General features: G+C 61.7%; 18 protein-coding genes and 1 other RNA gene. 11 read left to right on the plus strand and 8 right to left on the minus strand.

The window, feature by feature from the left end:
- Positions 1 to 112: 112 nt before the first annotated feature.
- Both AQS8620_RS08215 and AQS8620_RS08220 read right to left on the minus strand, forming a co-directional pair.
- Positions 113 to 1,972: an ABCB family ABC transporter ATP-binding protein/permease gene (locus tag AQS8620_RS08215; RefSeq protein ID WP_085836364.1), complete on the minus strand. Its 1,860-nt coding sequence runs from the start codon at positions 1,970 to 1,972 to the stop codon at positions 113 to 115.
- Between the two features lie 133 nt (positions 1,973 to 2,105).
- Positions 2,106 to 3,944 (minus strand): LysM peptidoglycan-binding domain-containing protein, encoded by a 1,839-nt coding sequence (locus AQS8620_RS08220; protein WP_085836365.1) that lies wholly within the window; start codon positions 3,942 to 3,944, stop codon positions 2,106 to 2,108.
- Between the two features lie 175 nt (positions 3,945 to 4,119).
- On the opposite strand from AQS8620_RS08220, the gene AQS8620_RS08225 reads away from it, so the two are divergent.
- Positions 4,120 to 4,719, plus strand: a complete 600-nt coding sequence (locus AQS8620_RS08225; protein ID WP_085836366.1) for an LOG family protein — start codon at positions 4,120 to 4,122, stop codon at positions 4,717 to 4,719.
- A 29-nt stretch (positions 4,720 to 4,748) separates the two neighbouring features.
- Here the strand turns inward: AQS8620_RS08225 and rarD are convergent, their stop codons facing one another.
- The 4 genes from rarD to AQS8620_RS17145 all read right to left on the minus strand — a co-directional run bounded on the left by rarD (position 4,749) and on the right by AQS8620_RS17145 (position 7,777).
- Complete coding sequence (rarD, locus tag AQS8620_RS08230; protein ID WP_234990423.1) at positions 4,749 to 5,675, minus strand: EamA family transporter RarD; 927 nt, start codon at positions 5,673 to 5,675, stop codon at positions 4,749 to 4,751.
- A 394-nt stretch (positions 5,676 to 6,069) separates the two neighbouring features.
- A complete protein-coding gene (locus tag AQS8620_RS08235; protein WP_085836430.1) occupies positions 6,070 to 6,513 on the minus strand; it encodes a host attachment family protein in 444 nt (147 codons plus the stop codon).
- Between the two features lie 190 nt (positions 6,514 to 6,703).
- Positions 6,704 to 7,303, minus strand: a complete 600-nt coding sequence (locus AQS8620_RS08240) for a superoxide dismutase (protein WP_085836367.1) — start codon at positions 7,301 to 7,303, stop codon at positions 6,704 to 6,706.
- 309 nt (positions 7,304 to 7,612) lie between these two features.
- Positions 7,613 to 7,777 carry a hypothetical protein gene (locus AQS8620_RS17145; RefSeq protein WP_200809606.1) on the minus strand — a complete coding sequence of 55 codons (165 nt, stop codon included), beginning with the start codon at positions 7,775 to 7,777 and terminating at the stop codon, positions 7,613 to 7,615.
- 222 nt (positions 7,778 to 7,999) lie between these two features.
- Between AQS8620_RS17145 and ccmI the strand changes: the two genes are divergently transcribed.
- The 10 genes from ccmI (at position 8,000) to AQS8620_RS08290 (ending at position 15,421) form a co-directional block, all read left to right on the plus strand.
- Positions 8,000 to 9,244, plus strand: a complete 1,245-nt coding sequence (gene ccmI / locus AQS8620_RS08245; RefSeq protein ID WP_085836368.1) for a c-type cytochrome biogenesis protein CcmI — start codon at positions 8,000 to 8,002, stop codon at positions 9,242 to 9,244.
- The gene (gene ruvX / locus AQS8620_RS08250; protein WP_085836369.1) at positions 9,241 to 9,723 is read left to right on the plus strand and encodes a Holliday junction resolvase RuvX; all 483 of its coding nucleotides are present in this window, start codon (positions 9,241 to 9,243) and stop codon (positions 9,721 to 9,723) included. Before ccmI ends, ruvX begins: the two co-directional genes overlap by 4 nt.
- Positions 9,720 to 9,962, plus strand: coding sequence for a DUF1289 domain-containing protein (locus AQS8620_RS08255; protein ID WP_085836370.1), 243 nt, complete (start codon positions 9,720 to 9,722; stop codon positions 9,960 to 9,962). The genes ruvX and AQS8620_RS08255 overlap by 4 nt, the downstream gene beginning before the upstream one ends.
- A 210-nt stretch (positions 9,963 to 10,172) precedes the next feature.
- Complete coding sequence (locus AQS8620_RS08260; RefSeq protein WP_085836371.1) at positions 10,173 to 11,213, plus strand: ABC transporter substrate-binding protein; 1,041 nt, start codon at positions 10,173 to 10,175, stop codon at positions 11,211 to 11,213.
- A gap of 90 nt (positions 11,214 to 11,303) precedes the next feature.
- Positions 11,304 to 11,683, plus strand: a transfer-messenger RNA (tmRNA) gene (gene ssrA / locus AQS8620_RS08265).
- Positions 11,684 to 11,872: 189 nt separating this feature from the next.
- Positions 11,873 to 12,298 carry an ester cyclase gene (locus AQS8620_RS08270; protein ID WP_085836372.1) on the plus strand — a complete coding sequence of 142 codons (426 nt, stop codon included), beginning with the start codon at positions 11,873 to 11,875 and terminating at the stop codon, positions 12,296 to 12,298.
- A gap of 354 nt (positions 12,299 to 12,652) precedes the next feature.
- The gene (locus AQS8620_RS08275; RefSeq protein ID WP_085836373.1) at positions 12,653 to 13,159 is read left to right on the plus strand and encodes an SspB family protein; all 507 of its coding nucleotides are present in this window, start codon (positions 12,653 to 12,655) and stop codon (positions 13,157 to 13,159) included.
- A 181-nt stretch (positions 13,160 to 13,340) separates the two neighbouring features.
- Positions 13,341 to 14,732 carry a class II fumarate hydratase gene (fumC, locus tag AQS8620_RS08280; protein WP_085836374.1) on the plus strand — a complete coding sequence of 464 codons (1,392 nt, stop codon included), beginning with the start codon at positions 13,341 to 13,343 and terminating at the stop codon, positions 14,730 to 14,732.
- A gap of 166 nt (positions 14,733 to 14,898) precedes the next feature.
- On the plus strand, positions 14,899 to 15,174 hold the full coding sequence (locus AQS8620_RS17275) for a DUF4169 family protein (RefSeq protein WP_085836431.1): 276 nt from the start codon (positions 14,899 to 14,901) through the stop codon (positions 15,172 to 15,174).
- Between the two features lie 13 nt (positions 15,175 to 15,187).
- Positions 15,188 to 15,421 (plus strand): ribbon-helix-helix domain-containing protein, encoded by a 234-nt coding sequence (locus AQS8620_RS08290; RefSeq protein WP_085836375.1) that lies wholly within the window; start codon positions 15,188 to 15,190, stop codon positions 15,419 to 15,421.
- Here the strand turns inward: AQS8620_RS08290 and AQS8620_RS08295 are convergent.
- Together AQS8620_RS08295 and cimA are read right to left on the minus strand one after the other, a co-directional pair.
- Positions 15,394 to 16,188: a squalene/phytoene synthase family protein gene (locus tag AQS8620_RS08295; RefSeq protein ID WP_085836376.1), complete on the minus strand. Its 795-nt coding sequence runs from the start codon at positions 16,186 to 16,188 to the stop codon at positions 15,394 to 15,396. The genes AQS8620_RS08290 and AQS8620_RS08295 overlap by 28 nt on opposite strands.
- Complete coding sequence (cimA, locus tag AQS8620_RS08300; RefSeq protein ID WP_085836432.1) at positions 16,188 to 17,819, minus strand: citramalate synthase; 1,632 nt, start codon at positions 17,817 to 17,819, stop codon at positions 16,188 to 16,190. Before cimA ends, AQS8620_RS08295 begins: the two co-directional genes overlap by 1 nt.
- Positions 17,820 to 17,822: the final 3 nt, after the last annotated feature.

Genomic DNA, 17,822 nt, shown 5'->3' on the forward strand with positions numbered 1-17,822 from the left:
CGCGGGAGGCTGAAAGATGGATCACTTCAAGGCCTTGCCAAGTCCCGTGCCCATCACGGGGGCGCTTTTTGCCCCCATCCCCCGAATCCCCCGGCGCGCGACGCAGGTCGTCCTACGCGCGAGGCCCCTCCTCGGCCCGTTCTTCAGCCCGCTCTTCAGCCTGCGCGTTCCACATCGCAAAATACCGCCCCCCCGCAAGCAACAGCGCCTCATGGGTGCCGCGCTCGACGATATGCCCGGCCTCCAGAACGACGATTTCATCCGCATCCGCGATGGTCGACAGGCGGTGCGCGATGGTCAGCACCGTGCGCCCCTCGCCTGCACGTTTCAACGCGCTCAGAATCGACTGCTCGGTCTGGGTGTCCAGCGCCGAAGTCGCCTCGTCGAGCAACAGGATCGGCGGGTCTTTCAACAGGGTGCGTGCGATGCCGACGCGTTGCTTTTCGCCCCCCGACAGTTTCAATCCGCGCTCGCCCACGGCCGTGTCATAGCCCGCCGGCAGACCGGCGATGAAATCATGGATCTGCGCGGCTTTCGCGGCAGCTTCGATCTGGGATTGCGTTGCGTTTTCATGCCCGTAGCCGATGTTGTAGCCGATGCTGTCGTTGAACAGCACCGTGTCTTGGGGCACCACGCCGATCTGGGCGTGCAGGCTGTCCTGGGTTACGTCCCGCAGATCCTGCCCGTCGATTTTGAACGCGCCGCCCGTGACATCGTAAAAGCGAAACAACAGCCGCCCGATGGTGGATTTTCCCGACCCTGACGGGCCGACGATGGCAATGGTTTTGCCCGCAGGCACCGACAGGCTGATGCCGTGCAAAATCTCGCGGCTCGGGTCATAGCCAAAGCGTACATCCTCAAGCGTCACCGCGCCCCCCGCAACCTTGATGGGCTGCGCGTCCGCCCGATCGGTGATCTCGGCGGGTTGGTCGAGCAATTCGAACATTTCATGCATGTCCACAAGGGCTTGGCGGATGTTGCGATACATGGAGCCAAGGAAGTTCAGCGGCATGGTGATCTGGATCATATAGGCATTGACCATGACGAAATCGCCCACAGTGAGCGTTTGGTTCTGCACGCCGATCGCCGCCAGAACCATTACGCTGACCAGACCCACCGTCATGATCAGCGATTGGCCAAAGTTCAGGAAAGACAGCGAAATCTCGGTTTTGACAGCGGCTTTTTCGTAGCCCGCCATCGCGCGGTCATAGCGCGCCGCCTCACGTTTTTCGGCCCCGAAATATTTAACGGTTTCGAAATTCAGCAGGCTGTCGATGGCTTTCTGGTTCGCATCCGTGTCCTGCGCGTTCATCTCGCGGCGGATTTTTACCCGCCATTCAGTCACTTGCAGCGTGAACACGATGTAACACACGATTGTCAGCGCAACGACCACCAGATAGGACACCCCAAAGGCAAAGCCGAAAACCGCCAGAACAAACAGCAGTGACACCAACAGCGGCATCAAAGAAAATACAAGGTAATCAAGCAGAAAGAACACGGCCTTCACTCCGCGCTCGATGACGCGGCTCAGGCCACCGGTTTTGCGCGTAAGGTGATAGCGCAGCGACAGCGCATGGATATGCTCAAAGGTCTGGATCGCCAGCTTGCGCAGCGCCGCTTGCCCTACCGGCGCAAACAGCACGTTGCGCATCTGTTGAAAACCGACCGTCGTCACCCGCGCAAGCCCATAGGCCAGCGTCAGGCCGACCGCGCCAAGCACGCTGGCCATGGCCAGCGATGTGCCCTGCGCCTCGCCCGCCAGGGCATCGACGGCGGATTTGAAAAAGAAAGGCGTGGCGGTTTCGATCCCTTTGGCCGAAAACAACAGCACCAAGGCCACGATCAGGCGGATACGGTTGCCACGATTGTCGCGCGGCCACAAAAACGGCACCATCGCGCGGATCACGCGCAGGCTGTCCGTTTTTTGTGGGGGCTTTTGATCGGTCGGGGAAGAGCTGGAATAGCCGCGCATCTGTCGTCCTTCTGGCAGGCTGAGCGCAGGGCCCGAACTGGCCTGCGCTGTAGCAGCCGCCAACCTAAAGCCCAAGCCCTGCGCGCACAACCCAAGCCACCAGGCGCGGCGCGCGAAATTCCACAGCTTAGGGTCAGCGCGGGGGAACCGTGAACACCTGCCCGGGGTAAATCAGGTCGGGATCGGTGATCTTGCCCTCATTGGCGCGAAACACCCGCACATAGGCAAACCCGTCGCCGTAGCTGGCCGAGGCAATGCCCCAAAGCGTGTTTCCGGGCTGGACGGTGATCACTTCGGCACGGGTTTGGGGCTGCGCAGTGCCAACATCGCCCCCCGTTTCGGCAAGGCCTGTTCCAGCGGCCCCAGAGGCCTGAGCGGTCAAAGCGTCCTGACCGTCCTGCGCCAGCCCGTCCTGCGCCGCCACCGCAGCGTTTTTGGCAGGTTTCGCGGCCTTGGTGCTTTGGGTTTGGGCGGCGGTTTGGGGGCGTTGCCCCTGCGCCGACAGCCCCGCAAGCGACGCCCCCGCGACGGGAACGCCGGTGCTTTCGCTTTGCGCGGCGGTTCGCGCCAAAGCCTGACCGCTCTGCGTTGCGCCCGTTTCTGCCCCCATCTCTGCCCCCGTTTCTGCCACGGGCTCGCCCGCCGTTTCGCCCACTGTTTCGCCCGTGCGCGCCTGCAGGGCGGCCTGGGTTTGGGCCTGCGTTTCAGCCTGCAAGCGCAGCTGCGCGAGTTGGGCGATATCTTCACGTTTGAAGGGGGTTTGGATTCGCGACAGCACCGCCCCGTCAGGGCCGATGGCATCGGCACGCAGCTGGTAGGTACCCGCTGCGATCGCCGCCGGATCGTCGGGGGAAAACTGCCATCTGCCATCGCTGCCCACCCCGGTTTCGCCGATCAAAACCGTATCCAGATAGATCCGCACCAGGCTGCCCGCCGGTGCCTGCCCCGACAGAACGACGCCGCCCGCCGCATCGTAGGAAATTGCGTCGATGGCGGTTTGCGCGGCGCTGCCTTCAGCCTGATCGCCGGAGGCGCTTTGCGCCGCGCTGGTGGCGTTTTGCAGCACCGTCACGGCACCGCCCTGCGCCAAAAGCACCGTTGGCGCGGGTTTCGGGTGTGCTTGCGGATCTGCGTTCGGGCCGACCTGCGCGCGCGCGGCGGTGTCGCCTTGGGCCAAGGGGGCGTTCGGAGCACCCCCGCCCTCTTGCGGCGCAGCCGCTTCCACGAGGGCGACGCCTTGGGACAGCTGGGTGTTGCCACTGGCATCAGTCACCGAGAGGGTCAGCGCATGGGCGCTCTCGGTTGCCAAATCGAACAGAGCGACGAAATTGCCTGCCGCATCGGCTTGGGTGCGCGCGATTTCCACGCCTTGCGACATCACCGACACCTGCGCGCCGGAGGCGGCGCGGCCCGCAACCACGGCGGCACCATCCCCGTCAAGGCGCACCAGATCAAAGCTGGGCATGATCTGCTGCTGCGCGACATCCGCGCCGGTTTCGCGGACAGGGTCTTGCGCGCTGGCAAGGTCGCTGTCTGCCGTGGTCTCCGCATCTTGTCGGCTTGTGGCCTCGGAGTCTTGTCGGCTTGCCGCCTGAGGGTCTGCGCCGCCGCCGCTCCCGCCCGCAAGGGCATGGGGCGCAACGCGCGGGGTCGCGGCAGTCGCGATATCCGCATCCGCGCCCTCTGGAAGTGCCGCTTGCATTCCCTCTGGCATTCCCTCCGGCTGTCCCGTGCCCCCCGCCGGCGCGCCGAGAGCCTCGCTTTGGGTGGTTTGGCTCTCGGGGGCGCGGGTGTCATTGGCCGGTGCGCGCAAAGCCCCCTGTCCTTGGGGCGCGTCAGCCGTCAAAGGGCGCGCAGGATCGCTGCCGGTCCAGAGGCCGGGCAGGACCACGCTGACACCGCCCGCGACCACGAGCACCACACCCGCAGCGGCCAAGCCCGTCACCACACCGCCCATCAGGTTCTTTGCCATATCCGTCCCCGTATCTGGCCCGATCCCGGGCCTGTTTCACCCGTCCTCGCCCGCGCCATGCAGGCGAATTGATCGCGACCGGGTGCTTGCGCAACAATCCGCCCATTGGCGGTTGAGACAGCTTAGCAACGCCGCTATCACGGGTCAAAAGCCTGTGTAGTGAAAGGTTCATCTCATGGCATCTGCGCCACTCTCCCCTGCGCCCTCCCGTGCGCCCTCGGCCCCTGCTGCCTTATCTGTTTGCGTTTTTTGCGGCTCGCGGTCGGGCCATGATCCCGAATTTGCACAGGCCGCGCGCGCAACAGGCCGCATGATCGCCGAACGCGGCTGGCGTTTGGTCTATGGCGCGGGCGATGTCGGGCTGATGGGCGAAGTGGCCCGCGCCACCCAGAACGCCGGTGGCGATACCTTTGGTGTCATCCCCGTGCACCTGCTCAACCGCGAAGTCGGCAAGCGTGACCTGTCGCATTTCATCGTCACCGAAAACATGCACGAGCGCAAAAAGGTCATGTTCATGAACTGCGATGTGATCGTGGTTCTGCCCGGAGGTGCCGGATCGCTCGACGAGTTTTTCGAAGTGCTGACGTGGAAACAGATCGGCCTGCATGACAAGCCGATTTTTCTGCTTTCGACCAATGCCTATTGGGCACCGCTGGACGGGTTGGTGGCGCATCTGGTCGCGGGGGGGTTTGCCGATGCTTCCCTCACGGCGTCCTATCGCACCGTGCACACCGTCGATGCGTTGCAAGGCGCGCTGGCGCAGATCGCCGGATAGAGCCCCCCCCCCAAAGGGGGGACACGGCGCTAGACCAGCGGCATGTCCAGCGCCCGCGATTTTGCCCGCTCGTCGCGCCAGACCTGCACCATGAACAGCGCCAGCGCGAACCAGATGATCGGCAGGGCAATCGCATGCCAGCGCGTAAAGGGTTCTGCAAAGAGAAATACCGCAACAGCCAGTTGCAGCGACGAGTTGTAATATTGCCCAAGGCCCGTGGCCACCAGCGTGAGGCGTTTTGCGCCATAGGCAAACCACAACAGCGGCACGCCGGTAAACACGCCCGACAAGACAATCAACAGGCTATCGCCCAGCGAGCTGCCAAAGCGTCCCGCCGGGTGGGTTGCGTCTGCGCCCCACCCGTACAGCTGCGCGCCCACCAGCCAGATCAGCGCGAAGGGGGCCAGCAAGGCGACTTCCCCGGTCACCGACAGGATCGGCCCCGCTGTCATCGTCTTTTTCACCGCGCCATAGGCGGCAAAGCTGAACGCCATGCCCAACGACAGATAGGGCGGCGCGCCAAAGCCGAGGGTCAAAATACCCACCGCAATCGCCACAAGGCAGATCGCGATGATCTGCATCCCGTGCAGGCGCTCGCGAAAGATCACAAGCCCCATCAGCACCGAGACCAGCGGGAAAATATAGTACCCCAAGGACGCCGCGATGGTTTTGCCCGCGCCCACCGCGCCGATATAGAGAAACCAGTTGGTTGCGATGAAAACGCCCGCCGCCAGCACTTTGAAAAACTGCGCGCGAAACAGAAGCGGCAGTTCTTTCAAGCGGCCTTTCATCGCCATGAACGCGGCAAAGAGGACAAAGGTCCAAAGCGTGCGATGCGCAAGCATTTCAACCGGCGGCATATCCGCGAAATGGCGGTAATACAGCGGCAAAAGCCCCCAAGCCGTGTAGGTGCCAAAGAGCGCCAAAGCGCCTTTTTGCGGATCGCTCAATGTCATCGGATGCGCCAGATTAGTCGAAATTGCCCAGCTAAAAACACCGGATTGCGCCGCGCTGCAAGCGCTATCGCCGCCCCTGAGCGGCAGCGGGGCTGCGCGCGCGACCACAGGCGTCCCTCGCGCATAAAAACGCGCCCGACCGCAAAGGGGGGCACGCGCAACGTGTTTCGCGAGGCTCAAAGCTCAGGAGGCTTCGCGAGGATCCAAGCTCAGAGTTCTTCGCGAGGATCCAAGCTCAGAGTTCTTCGCGAGGGTCAAAGCTCAGAGTTCTTCGCGAGGGTCAAAGCTCAGAGTTCTTCGCGAGGGTTTGAAATCCAGAGGACGGGAGAGAACCTCACAACTCTCCCGCCCCACCATGCCCCGCCCGACGGAGGCGGGCGTCGCAGCCTGCGCGTTACGCGGCCGCGTGGGACACGATCTTTTCGACCTCCGAGAGCGGGTGATTGGTCAGCGTCTTGGCAATCTCCCCCACAAGCCGGTCTTTTACTTCTTTGTGCAGATGCGGACGCAAATCCCCCAGCACCTGCGGTGACGCCACGATGATCAGGCTTTCAAAGCGATGCTTATGCGCCATTTTATACAGGGTTTCGGCCAGATCCTCGGCAAAGCGTTCCTTTTGAAGCTGGTGCCAATCGGTGTCGTCAAAGGCCGAGCGCCCGCCCGCCCCATCCATCCGTCCCGGACGATTGGCCGATTGCGCCCCATCGGAGGGATTGTCCTGTTCATCCACGCGGCGCACCACCAGATTGGGGTCCTGCGCGTCCGTCATGTTTTCGAGAAAAAGGGCCTTTTCGCTATCTGCGACGACCACCCATGCACCGGATTTGATACCTGTCATTGCGACCTCCTGTGTCAGTGTCGCAAATTCAACGCGCCGCGCCCTGACCCGTTCCATAAAATTCGAGAATGTGATCGCGCAAGATTATGATTTAAAAGCGAAAACCCGCGCATGAAAAAAGACGCCCCCGCAAGGGAGCGCCCGTCATCTGATTGCAAACGCTGTTTCGTGCCAGCGCCGCAAGCACCCCTTAGAGGCGCGAGGCGACGTTGTCCCAGTTCACCAGCTTGTCGAGGAAGTTCGACAGATAGGCGGGACGCTTGTTGCGAAAATCGATGTAATAGGAATGTTCCCACACATCGCAGCCCAGCAGGGCAGTCTGACCAAAGCACAGCGGGTTCACGCCGTTTTCGGTTTTGGTGACTTTCAGGCCGCCATCCACGTCTTTGACCAGCCAGGCCCAGCCGGAGCCGAACTGACCCGCGCCTGCTGCCGCGAAGGCGTCCTTGAACTTGTCGACAGAGCCGAACGACTCGGTGATGGCTTTTTCAAGCTCGCTCGGCATCACATCGCCTTTGGGACCCATCATTTCCCAGAACTGGGTGTGGTTCCAATGTTGCGAGGCGTTGTTGAAGATGCCCGACTGCGCCACCGAAGACGCATCATAGGTGCCTTTGATGATCTCTTCGACAGATTTGCCAGCCCACTCGGTGCCCTCGATCAACTTGTTGCCCGTGGTGACATAGGCGTTGTGGTGCAGGTCGTGGTGGTACTCAAGGGTCTCTTTGGACATGCCAAGATCGGCAAGCGCATCATGGGCATAGGGAAGGTCTGGAAGTTCGAAAGCCATTTTGAAATACCTTTTTGAGAGTCTGGTTAGTCTTCTGCCACATACCTGTGCCGCAAATGCCCCGTGGTCAAGGTCTGAGGGGCGATTGTCTTTGTGCATTTGCCAACATCGGGCTGTGAAAGCCTGTGTTTTTCTGTCGCCTTTGCACATCACGGCCCCGTTTGGCGCAAGCGCGCAAGGACCACTGAGGGGGCGTGGCATGTTTTCGCCGCACAACCCGTTGTGATAGCGCTGAAATTTGCTCATCGTTGGACGGGATAAAAATCGCCCCTTACTCTGGAGGCTGCGGGCGCGCGCGATCTGCCCCGATCAGTTGTCGCCCGGAAGGTCGATCTGGATTTCCGGTTCGGACGCGCCGGGCAACTCGCCGCCCGTGCTCATATACCAAACCAAGCCGGCCAGAACGACGACCACCGCGCCCAAAATGAAAGCCAATGCAGTATTGCCCGATGCGGTTTTAGGAGTATCGCTCATGAATTCGTCCAATGTCTGTGTCTGTTGAAAAGGCAACGCAGCGCGGCGAAAATTGGTTCCATGCCCGCGGCTTCGCGTACAGCGGCGGCCTGCGACTGCGACCAATGGCGCGCAGGCAGCAGCGCCTTGACCCTTTTCCCGCGCGCCCGTTGCCGCTAAAGGAGGCGCAACCGACACGATCACCGTTTGACACGATCACCGTTTGAAAAGGGCGCCTTGGCCATGTTCGACATCCCCGCAAGCTTCTCGATCGTTGCCGCCGCGATGGCGCTGCTGGCTGCGGCCACGCTGGCGCTGGCGATGCGCAACGGGCGCGGCCTGCGCAAAGCCCCCCTTGCGCGGGCCGAGGTCGAGCGCGCGGTCTACCGCGACCAGCTGACTGAAATCGAGCGCGATCTGGCGCGCGGCACGATATCGCCCGAAGATGCCAAACGCGCCGATACCGAAGTGTCGCGCCGCCTGCTCGACACGGCACGCAGCACCCCTGCCCCTGCCCTCACCGCTACCGCCTCGCCGCTTGCGGCGGGTCTTCTGGCGCTGGGGGTCGTGGGCGCAGCGGCCTGGCTCTATTGGGATCTGGGTGCGCCGGGATACATCGACCTGCCGTTGCAAAAGCGGTTGGAAATCGCTGAAACCACCCGTCAAACCCGCCCGAGCCAAAGCAGCGCCGAGGCCGAAGTCGCCGCGCTTGACCTTGCGCCGCAAACTGCGGCCAACCCCGACCTCGAAGCCCTTGTCGCCCAGCTGCGCGAGGCGCTGCAGACCCGTGGTGACGATGAGACCGGCCTGCGCCTTTTGGCCCGCAATGAAGCGGCCTTGGGGCATTTTGTTCAGGCGCATCAGGCACAAACCCGTCTGATCGAGACCAAGGGCGCGGCCGCAACGGCGCAAGACTATGTGCAATTGGCCGATATGATGATCCTTGCCGCCAATGGCTATGTCTCGCCGCAGGCCGAAGACGCCCTGACCCAAGCCCTGCGCCGTGACCCGCAAAACGCCGCCGCGCGCTACTATTCGGGGCTGATGTTTGCCCAAACCGGACGTCCCGATCTGGCGTTTCGCCTCTGGGAACCGCTGGTCACCAGCTCGGCCCCCGACGCCCCCTGGCTCGCCCCGATCCGCGCCCGCATCGAGGACCTCGCCGCAGAAGCGGGCCTGCGCTACACGCTGCCACCGGCCACACCGCTGGCCGGCCCCACCGCCGCAGACATCGAAAACGCCGCAGACCTGTCCGACAGCGACCGCAGCGCGATGATCGAAGGCATGGTCGAAAGCCTCTCTGCACGGCTTGCCAATTCCGGCGGCACCGCCCCAGAATGGGCGCAGTTGATTTCGGCCCTTGGCGTGCTGGGCCAAACTGAACGCGCGCGCGCGATCTGGCAAGAGGCCCAAAGCGTCTTTGCAAGCGATCCCGCCGCAACCGCAACAATCGCAACCGCAGCCCGCACCGCAGGGGTGGCCCCATGATCTACGACGACATCGCGCAATTTGCCGCCGCCCTGCCCGCCATGCGCAGCCTTGTGGGCCTCGATTTCGGCGAGAAAACCATCGGCATCGCGGTCTCTGATACCTTCCGCTCGGTCGCCTCGCCGCTGACCACCATCCGGCGCAAGAAGTTCACGCTGGATGCGCAGGCCTTAATGGAGATCGTGCAAAAGCGCGACATCGCCGGTCTGGTGATGGGGCTGCCGCGCAACATGGATGGATCCGAAGGCGCGCGCTGCCAGAAAAGCCGCGCTTTCGTGCGCAATCTGGCACGCGAATTTGCCCCTGATCTGGCGATCTGCTTTTGGGACGAACGCCTGTCCACAGTCGCCGCCGAACGCGCGATGCTGGAAAGCGATACCTCGCGCGCACGGCGGGCCGAACTTATCGACCAGGTGGCGGCGGGCTATATTTTGCAAGGCGCGCTGGACAGGTTAAGCCACATTGGACGTGCGACATGACGGATCCTTGGCGCCGCGACGAAATCGAAAGCCCCTGCACCAACATCTGCCAAATGCATCCGGTGACGGGGTTTTGCATCGGATGCCAGCGCAGCCTCGACGAAATTGCAAGCTGGTCCAGCCTGACACCCCAAGCGCGCGCGCAGGTGATGGCCGCTCTAAGCGAGCGGCGCGCCGCCCAAAAGAACCTGCGGCGCGGCGGGCGCGCACGCACCCGGCAGGGCAAGGCGGATTTTTAGCTAAAAATCCGCCGCTTAAAATTCTTCGTCGAAGAATTTTGCCCGCGCCACCCCGAAAATTTGCGCCGCAAATTTCAGCGCAACGATAATTTTGCCCGTTGAATGGGCAAAAAACCGCAAGTCGCGCGCATCAGACCTCTTGCGAGCCCGCGCAGGCACGCTTAGCGTCTTTGCACTGATCCCTTTTCATCTGTGGAGTTCTAGACGCACATGACGCTCAAATCCCTTCTGCTTGGCACGAGTTTGGCCACGCTTTGCGCCACGCCCCTGCTGGCCGCCGACGACGATCTGCTGGTCTTTGACTACTCCGGTTTCGAAGATCCTGCCTTCCATCAGACCTATCTCGAAAAGAACGGGGACAGCCCCTCCTTTGCCTTTTTTGGCGAGGAAGACGAAGCGCTGCAAAAACTGGTGTCGGGCTTCAAGGCCGATGTCAGCCATGTCTGCGCCGGGTCGGTCAGCAAATGGATCGAGGCGGATATTCTCGAGCCGTGGGATACCAGCAAGATCACCCATTACGCCGATCTGGATGCCAATCTGACCGGCGAGTCCGTGACCACCGATGCGGCCTATTTTATCCCGACCGATTTCGGCTCCACGGCCATCGCCTATAACACCGACGAAGTCCCTGCCGAGGATGTTGCCAGCCTTCAGGTGTTTCAAAACCCCAAATATCAGGGGCGGCTGACCATTCCCGACAATGTCGATGACGCCTATGCGCTGGCCTATCTTGCCACCGGCGTGACCGATTGGACCACGGCGACCCAGGAGCAGTTCGAAGCCGCCTCCGCCTGGCTGCGTGCGGTGCATCCCTACCTGCGCACCTATTGGATCGATCCGGGCGAGTTGAGCCAGTTGATGGCCACCGGCGAGGTTCTGGTCAGCTGGGCGTGGAACGAAACCCTGCCCACGATGGTCGAGGAATCCTTCCCCATCGGCTTTCAGCGCGAAGCGGCCGAGGGGTCCTCGCTCTGGCTCTGTGGCTATGTGAACCTCAAAGACGGCCCCGGCGATGAGGAAAAGGCCTATGATTTCCTCAATGCCTTCCTCGACCCCTCGACCACCGAACCCTTGCTGGATGCCGGTTGGGGCCAATCCAACAAACCCGCGCTCGACGCTTTGGGAGAAGAGGCTTTGGTCGCTGCGGGTCTCGGCCCGATCGCCGCACCTGTGCTCGCGCAACTTCCCATGCCTATCGCCCTGCGCGAACAACAATCCGAAGAGTTCGAGAAAATCAAAGCCGGCTTCTAAGGCCCTGATATCGAGAATGACTTTGAAACGCCGCTCTCCTTGGGGGCGGCGTTTTTCTGTGGCACCGCGCGCAGAGTGCTGTGGCCCTGCCCCCTTGAAGCCGTCGGCATTTGCGCCTAAGTAGGGCCTGTCGGGCTTGCTCGACTATGGACATAAACGCGCTCGTAATACGCGGATCGGACCCGGGGGCGGTACCCGGCGTCTCCACCATAACACCGCTGCATCCGGCCTTCATTTGAGGCGGTTGTGGTTTGGATCATGGGGACGAAATAGGATCGACGGACGTCTAAAGGGGTTTGCTTTGTTTCGGTGAGTTACCACCGTTATCGGTACACTTAAGCTAGTTGCAAATGACAACAAAGCTCCGATGGCTCTCGCAGCGTAAGCTGTGCGAAATATCGAAACCTAAGTCCTTGGGTTTAGCGACCTAAGGCGGGGTTCGCAGGTACCTGGCAACAGAAACCTGCACTTTTCCCGCATTCCACCTTTTCCTTGCCCGCTCACGGCCCGGCTCACGGCCCAAGACAGCTGTGCAACGGCGCACTTGCAGCGCAGTCAACGTGACACGCCCCTGCGGCGCGGGCTTGGTGAGAAAACATTAAGCAAATTGGTCTAAACCTCTCAGTCTAGGAAACTTATAACACGAGAGGGCCGACAGCATGGAGTATCAACAGCTGTTGCAGTCTTGGTACGACCGGGTTTGGTCACAAGGCGACTTGGACGCCGTCGATGAATTTTTTGCTCCGCAAGCAGCAGCCAACGGGATGATGCCCGACCTGCAAGCCAGCGCAGCCGATATGCGCGACCTTGTTCTCGCGGTGCAAAGTATGCTGCGCGAAATCAAATTTTCCGTCGATCTGGTTCTGGTCCAAGACGACTGGGTCTCTGCCATGGTCAGCATGGCCGCAAAATCGGCCGAAACAATGCAACCCGTTAAAATCAATGGCCATGTGATGATGCGCATGGAAGGCGGGCTGATCGTCGAAGCCTATAACCACTTTGATTTCCTAGGATTTCTGGAACAGGTGGGGGCCCTTCCCAAAGATACGCTTGCCCTGGCGCTGTCGGGGATGCGCTTTTCCTGACCCCCCGCTGGCCTGCGCCAGATGCGCTGTTACGGGTGCAGTTGCCACGGGCCTTTGGGTCGTTTTGCGGCGGTGCTGTCATGGAAGCGCCCCAACGTCGCCCCGACACAGCGCCCCGTCAAAGCACCGGCCGAAGATCGACAGCAGATCGACTGGCCCCATCCCCTTAACGCGCTGGTTCGCCCTTTCCTTCGGTCCAGAATCCCTTATGCTGTGCGACATTAACAGGTCGGGGTGAACGGGCCGGGGACGTGGCTTGCACGCGCAAGAGGTTGCAGCGCTCGGGCTGCGCACCACAACCGGACTGCGACGCCTTGCCCGCCCGATGATTGCACGACGATAAGGGGATACCCGATGGCCAATTCCATCGACTACGGAAACCTGATGCATAGCGCCATGCGGGGACTGATCCGCAAGGTTCTGGACCGCGTCGCCGCTGACGGGCTTCCCGGGGCGCATCATTTCTTTATCACCTTTGACACGATGCACCCCGATGTCGAACTCGCGGATTGGCTGTCGGACCGTTACCCCGAAGAAATGACCGTCGTGATCCAGCATTGGTTCGACAATCTCGATGTGACGGATGACGGCTTTTCAATCACCCTGAATTTCGGGGATAGCCCGGAACCGCTATACATCCCCTATGATGCGATCCGCACCTTCGTGGACCCCTCGGTCGAGTTCGGCCTGCGTTTTGAAACCCATGTCGGGGAGGAAGACGACGAGGACGAGGATGACGATGCCGCGGATGGCGATGTCGCCGAATTCGACGAGGCCACGCATGAGCGCCCCGCAACGCCCGAGCGCCCTGCCCCCACGGGCGATGCGGAAATCGTCAGCCTCGACAAATTCCGCAAATAGAGCTGCCTGACTTTTCCCTTATCGCGATGTGATCACGGAGGTTTTTCCTGTGATCACAACCCGCGGCTTGACGCGTTTTTCCCGCTTGATTGCGCTATCAGCCCGTTCAGCGCAATTGCATTGCGTGGCCCCACCCCCTATCACAGCACGCGACACTGACCTTTTTTGTAGGGATGCCGCGATGACCACGACACGTACCGAAACCGACAGCTTCGGCCCACTCGAAGTTCCGTCCGACAAATATTGGGGCGCGCAGACACAGCGCTCGATCATGAACTTCCCCATCGGTTGGGAACAGCAGCCCGTGCCGATCATCCGCGCCCTCGGGGTGGTCAAAAAAGCCTGCGCCATGGAAAACCGCGCGCAAGGCAATCTGTCGGCAGAGCTGGCGGATGCGATTATCGCCGCGGCAAGCGAAGTCATCGACGGCAAGTTCGACGACAACTTCCCGCTCGTCGTGTGGCAAACCGGGTCGGGCACCCAGTCCAACATGAACGCCAACGAAGTCATCTCGAACCGCGCGATTGAGATGCTTGGCGGCAAACTGGCGTCCAAGACACCCGTGCACCCCAACGACCATTGCAACATGGGCCAGTCCTCCAACGACACGTTTCCCACCGCGATGCATGTCGCCATCGGGATGCAGGCGCGCGATGTCCTTTTGCCCGGGCTTGAAAAACTGCACGCCGCCCTTGTTGCGAAATCCGAAGAATTCAAGGATATCATCAAGATCGGGCGCACCCACACGCAGGATGCTACCCCGCTCACTCTGGGGCAGGAATTCTCCGGCTACGCCCATCAGGTCAAAAAAGGCATCGAGCGCGTCAACGCCTGCCTGCCCGACATCTACGAACTGGCCCAAGGCGGGACAGCCGTGGGCACGGGCCTCAACACCAAAAAAGGCTGGGCCGAAGCCGTTGCCAAACATATGGCCGAGATCACCGGCCTGCCCTTTGTGACCGCGCCCAACAAGTTCGAAGCCCTCGCCGCCCATGACGCCATGGTCATGTTCTCGGGCGCGCTCAAAACCGTTGCAGGGTCGCTGTTCAAGATCGCCAATGACATGCGCCTGCTCGGGTCGGGTCCGCGCTCGGGTCTGGGCGAGTTGATTCTGCCCGAAAACGAACCCGGCTCCTCGATCATGCCGGGCAAGGTAAACCCGACCCAGGCCGAAGCGCTGACGATGGTCTGCGCCCATGTGATGGGCAACGATGCGGCCATCGGCTTTGCCGGGTCGCAAGGCCATTTCGAGTTGAACGTCTACAACCCGATGATGTCTTATAACGTCTTGCAATCCATGCAGCTTTTGGGCGACAGCGCCTCGGCCTTTACCGACAATATGGTTGTGGGCACGAAAGCGAACGAAGCGCGCATTGAAAAGCTGATGAAAGAAAGCCTGATGCTGGTGACCGCTTTGGCGCCGACGATCGGTTACGACAACGCCACGAAAGTTGCCAAAACCGCGCATAAAAACGGCACCACCTTGAAAGAGGAAGCCATCGCGCTGGGGTTTGTCGATGCCGAAACCTTTGATCGCGTGGTCCGCCCCGAGGACATGATCGGCCCGAAATAGGCGCGACTCACTTGGTTTTATGGGAAAGGCGGCCCGCTCGGGTCGCCTTTTTTCCCTTTGGCCGGTGGTTTTTTGCCTTAAATTTTTCGACTGTTTGATAAAAAATCAACTCTCTGAATATTCACAAGAATTGCAGCAACGCCTTGGGACGTGTAAGGTGATCGGCATGAGTAACGTCACCAACCTCAACCAATTTCGCAAACGCCGCGACCGCGAGGACGCGCGTGCGAAGGCTGACAGCAATGCTGCCAAATTTGGCCGCACCAAAGCGCAGCGGCACTTGGATGAGGCGACGAGCGCCAATATGGATCGCAAGCTCGACGGGCACAAACGCGACCCGCAGATGACGGCGGGCAGCGAAGCGGCGCGCGGATCGCAGCGCAACAGCCAGCATGGCGACGGCGATTGCGACAATGAATCCAACGATTACAACGACGAATGAGTGATCTGGACGGATGAGTGACCGCCCGGCCAAACATTCCCTCACGCTGCATGGCCACCGCACATCTGTGTCGCTCGAACCGCCGTTCTGGCGTGCTTTTCGCCAGATCGCCGAAGCCGACGGCAAGCCCGTCAATGTGCTCGCGGCGGAAATTGACGATGCGCGCGCGCCCGACACCGGCCTTGCGACCGCCATCCGCCTGCATGTTCTGGCGTGGTATCAGGCGAAAGCCCAGCTGGGCGCCTGAGCCAAGGCCGCCAAGCGCAACCCGTCGCGGATCGGGCGATCCGGCAGCGCCCCTGCGGGCACGCGCTCGGGATCGGTGGCGATCAGTTTCAAGGTCGGCAACAGCATCATCGCATCGATGAGTGGCGCGCGCGCGCTGCGTGACTGCGCGCCGATCAACACCGCGCCGGCTCTGGCCTTGGCCAAGGCGTCCCCGGCCATCTGGGCGATGCGCTCCAGCGCCAGCCCCTCGACCGGCTGCCGCCCCTGTGCCTCCAATGCGGGGACAGCGGCCAGAAACCGCGCCAGCCCACCGGCAAAGGCAATGTCGCGCGCCACATCGATATGCTGCGGCTCAAGTTCGCACAGCGCTGCGGACACCACGACAGGATCGACGTAAGTCTTTGAAATATAGTCGGCCCGCGCGGCATCCGTGTCGAAAGGATCCGTGTAGATGTCCCACAGACGCGCGCTGCAGGCGCCTTGCAACTGTGCGGCCAAGGCGGGCGTGTCCACGGCTTCCTCCAGTACAAGCGCCAGCGGCGTGACCACTTCGTGGCGACGGATGACCCCGCCAGCGGCGATTTCGTCCAGCGCGTCATGCCACCATTGCAGACGCATTTCGGCAATCATGCTTTCGCGGGTAAGCCAGGGCGCACGGGCGACTTCAAGCGTGAAGGCATAGATCGGAAACAGCCGCGCGCGCGCCGCCACGGGGGCCGCCATCACCGCGCGAAACCGCGCCGGATCGCCCTTTTCCACCAAGGCGGCGCAGGCCTGCCAATCCATCATTCGGCTCCCAGCGCTTTGGCCCCGTCGCGCACCAGTTTCCAGCGGATCGCATCCAGCAGCGCCTCGAAACTTGCGTCGATGATATTGGGCGAGACGCCCACCGTCGACCAGCGCCGCCCCGTGGCGTCCTCGTGATCAATGGTCACGCGGGTCTTTGCCTCGACGCCGCCACCCGTGATGCGCACTTTGAAATCGACCAGATCCATATCCTCGATCACGGCCTGATAGGGCCCCAGATCCTTGGCCAGCGCCTTGGACAACGCGTTCACCGGACCGGCATCCGACCCGTCGGGCATGTGGCTTTCGGAGACCGACAGGTGCCGCTCCCCACCGATATTGACCACAACGACCGCTTCGGACAGGTGCATCATCTTGCCCGAAGGCGCGCGTTTGCGTTCCACTGTCACGCGGTAGCGGTCAACGGCGAAAAATTCCGGCGAAAGGCCCAATTCGTCGCGCGCCAGCAACTCGAAACTGGCCTGCGCCGTGTCGTAGGAATAGCCCTCTGTCTCGCGCTCTTTCACCCGCTCAAGCAGGGCACCAAGGCGCGCGTCCTTGGGGTCAACGGAAATTCCCATATCTGCCAGACGCTTACGCAGGTTCGACTGGCCCGCCTGATTGGACATTGGCACGATACGTTCATTGCCCACCTGCGCGGGGTCAATATGTTCGTAAGTCGTGGGGTCTTTGAGGATGGCGCTCGCGTGCAGCCCTGCCTTATGGGCAAAGGCACTGGCACCGACATAGGGCGCAGCGCGCGTCGGCACGCGGTTGAGGATGTCGTCGAGCATCCGGCTGACCTTGATCAGCCCCGCCAGCGCATCGTCACTGACCCCCGTTTCAAGGGTCGAGGCATAGGGTTCTTTCAGCTTCAGGGTCGGGATCAGCGTGATGAGATTGGCATTGCCGCAGCGCTCGCCCAAGCCGTTCAACGTGCCCTGGATCTGGCGCGCCCCTGCGTTGACGGCGGCCAGGGAATTCGCCACCGCATTGCCCGTGTCGTCATGGGTGTGGATGCCCAGACGGGCGCCGGGGATGCCGCTGTCGATCACGGCTTTGGTGATCTCATGCACCTCGTCGGGCAAAGTGCCGCCGTTGGTGTCACACAGCACAATCCAGCGCGCCCCCGCACCAAAGGCCGCGTGAAGACAGGCAAGCGCATAGTCGGCATTGGCCTTGTACCCGTCAAAGAAATGTTCGGCGTCAAACAGCGCCTCGCGTCCCTGCGCCACGATATGGGCGATAGAGGCGCGGATATTGTCGGTGTTTTCCTCAAGCGAGATGCCAAGGGCGGTGGTGACGTGAAAATCATGGGTCTTGCCGACGATACACACCGCCTTGGTGTTCGCATTCAACACGCCCGCCAGCACCTCGTCATTCTCGGCAGAGCGCCCTGCCCGCTTGGTCATGCCAAAGGCCAGAAAGGTCGCGCGGGTTTGGGGCGGTTCGGCAAAAAACGCGCTGTCGGTGGGGTTTGCACCGGGCCAGCCCCCCTCGATGTAGTCCACCCCCAGATCGTCGAGCGCCTCGGCGATCATGTGCTTTTCGGGCGTGGAAAACTGCACGCCTTGGGTCTGTTGCCCGTCGCGCAGCGTGGTGTCAAAGAGATAGAGGCGGTCCTTGGCGATGGG

It is taken from the genome of Aquimixticola soesokkakensis, assembly GCF_900172375.1.
Lineage (GTDB): Bacteria > Pseudomonadota > Alphaproteobacteria > Rhodobacterales > Rhodobacteraceae > Aquimixticola > Aquimixticola soesokkakensis.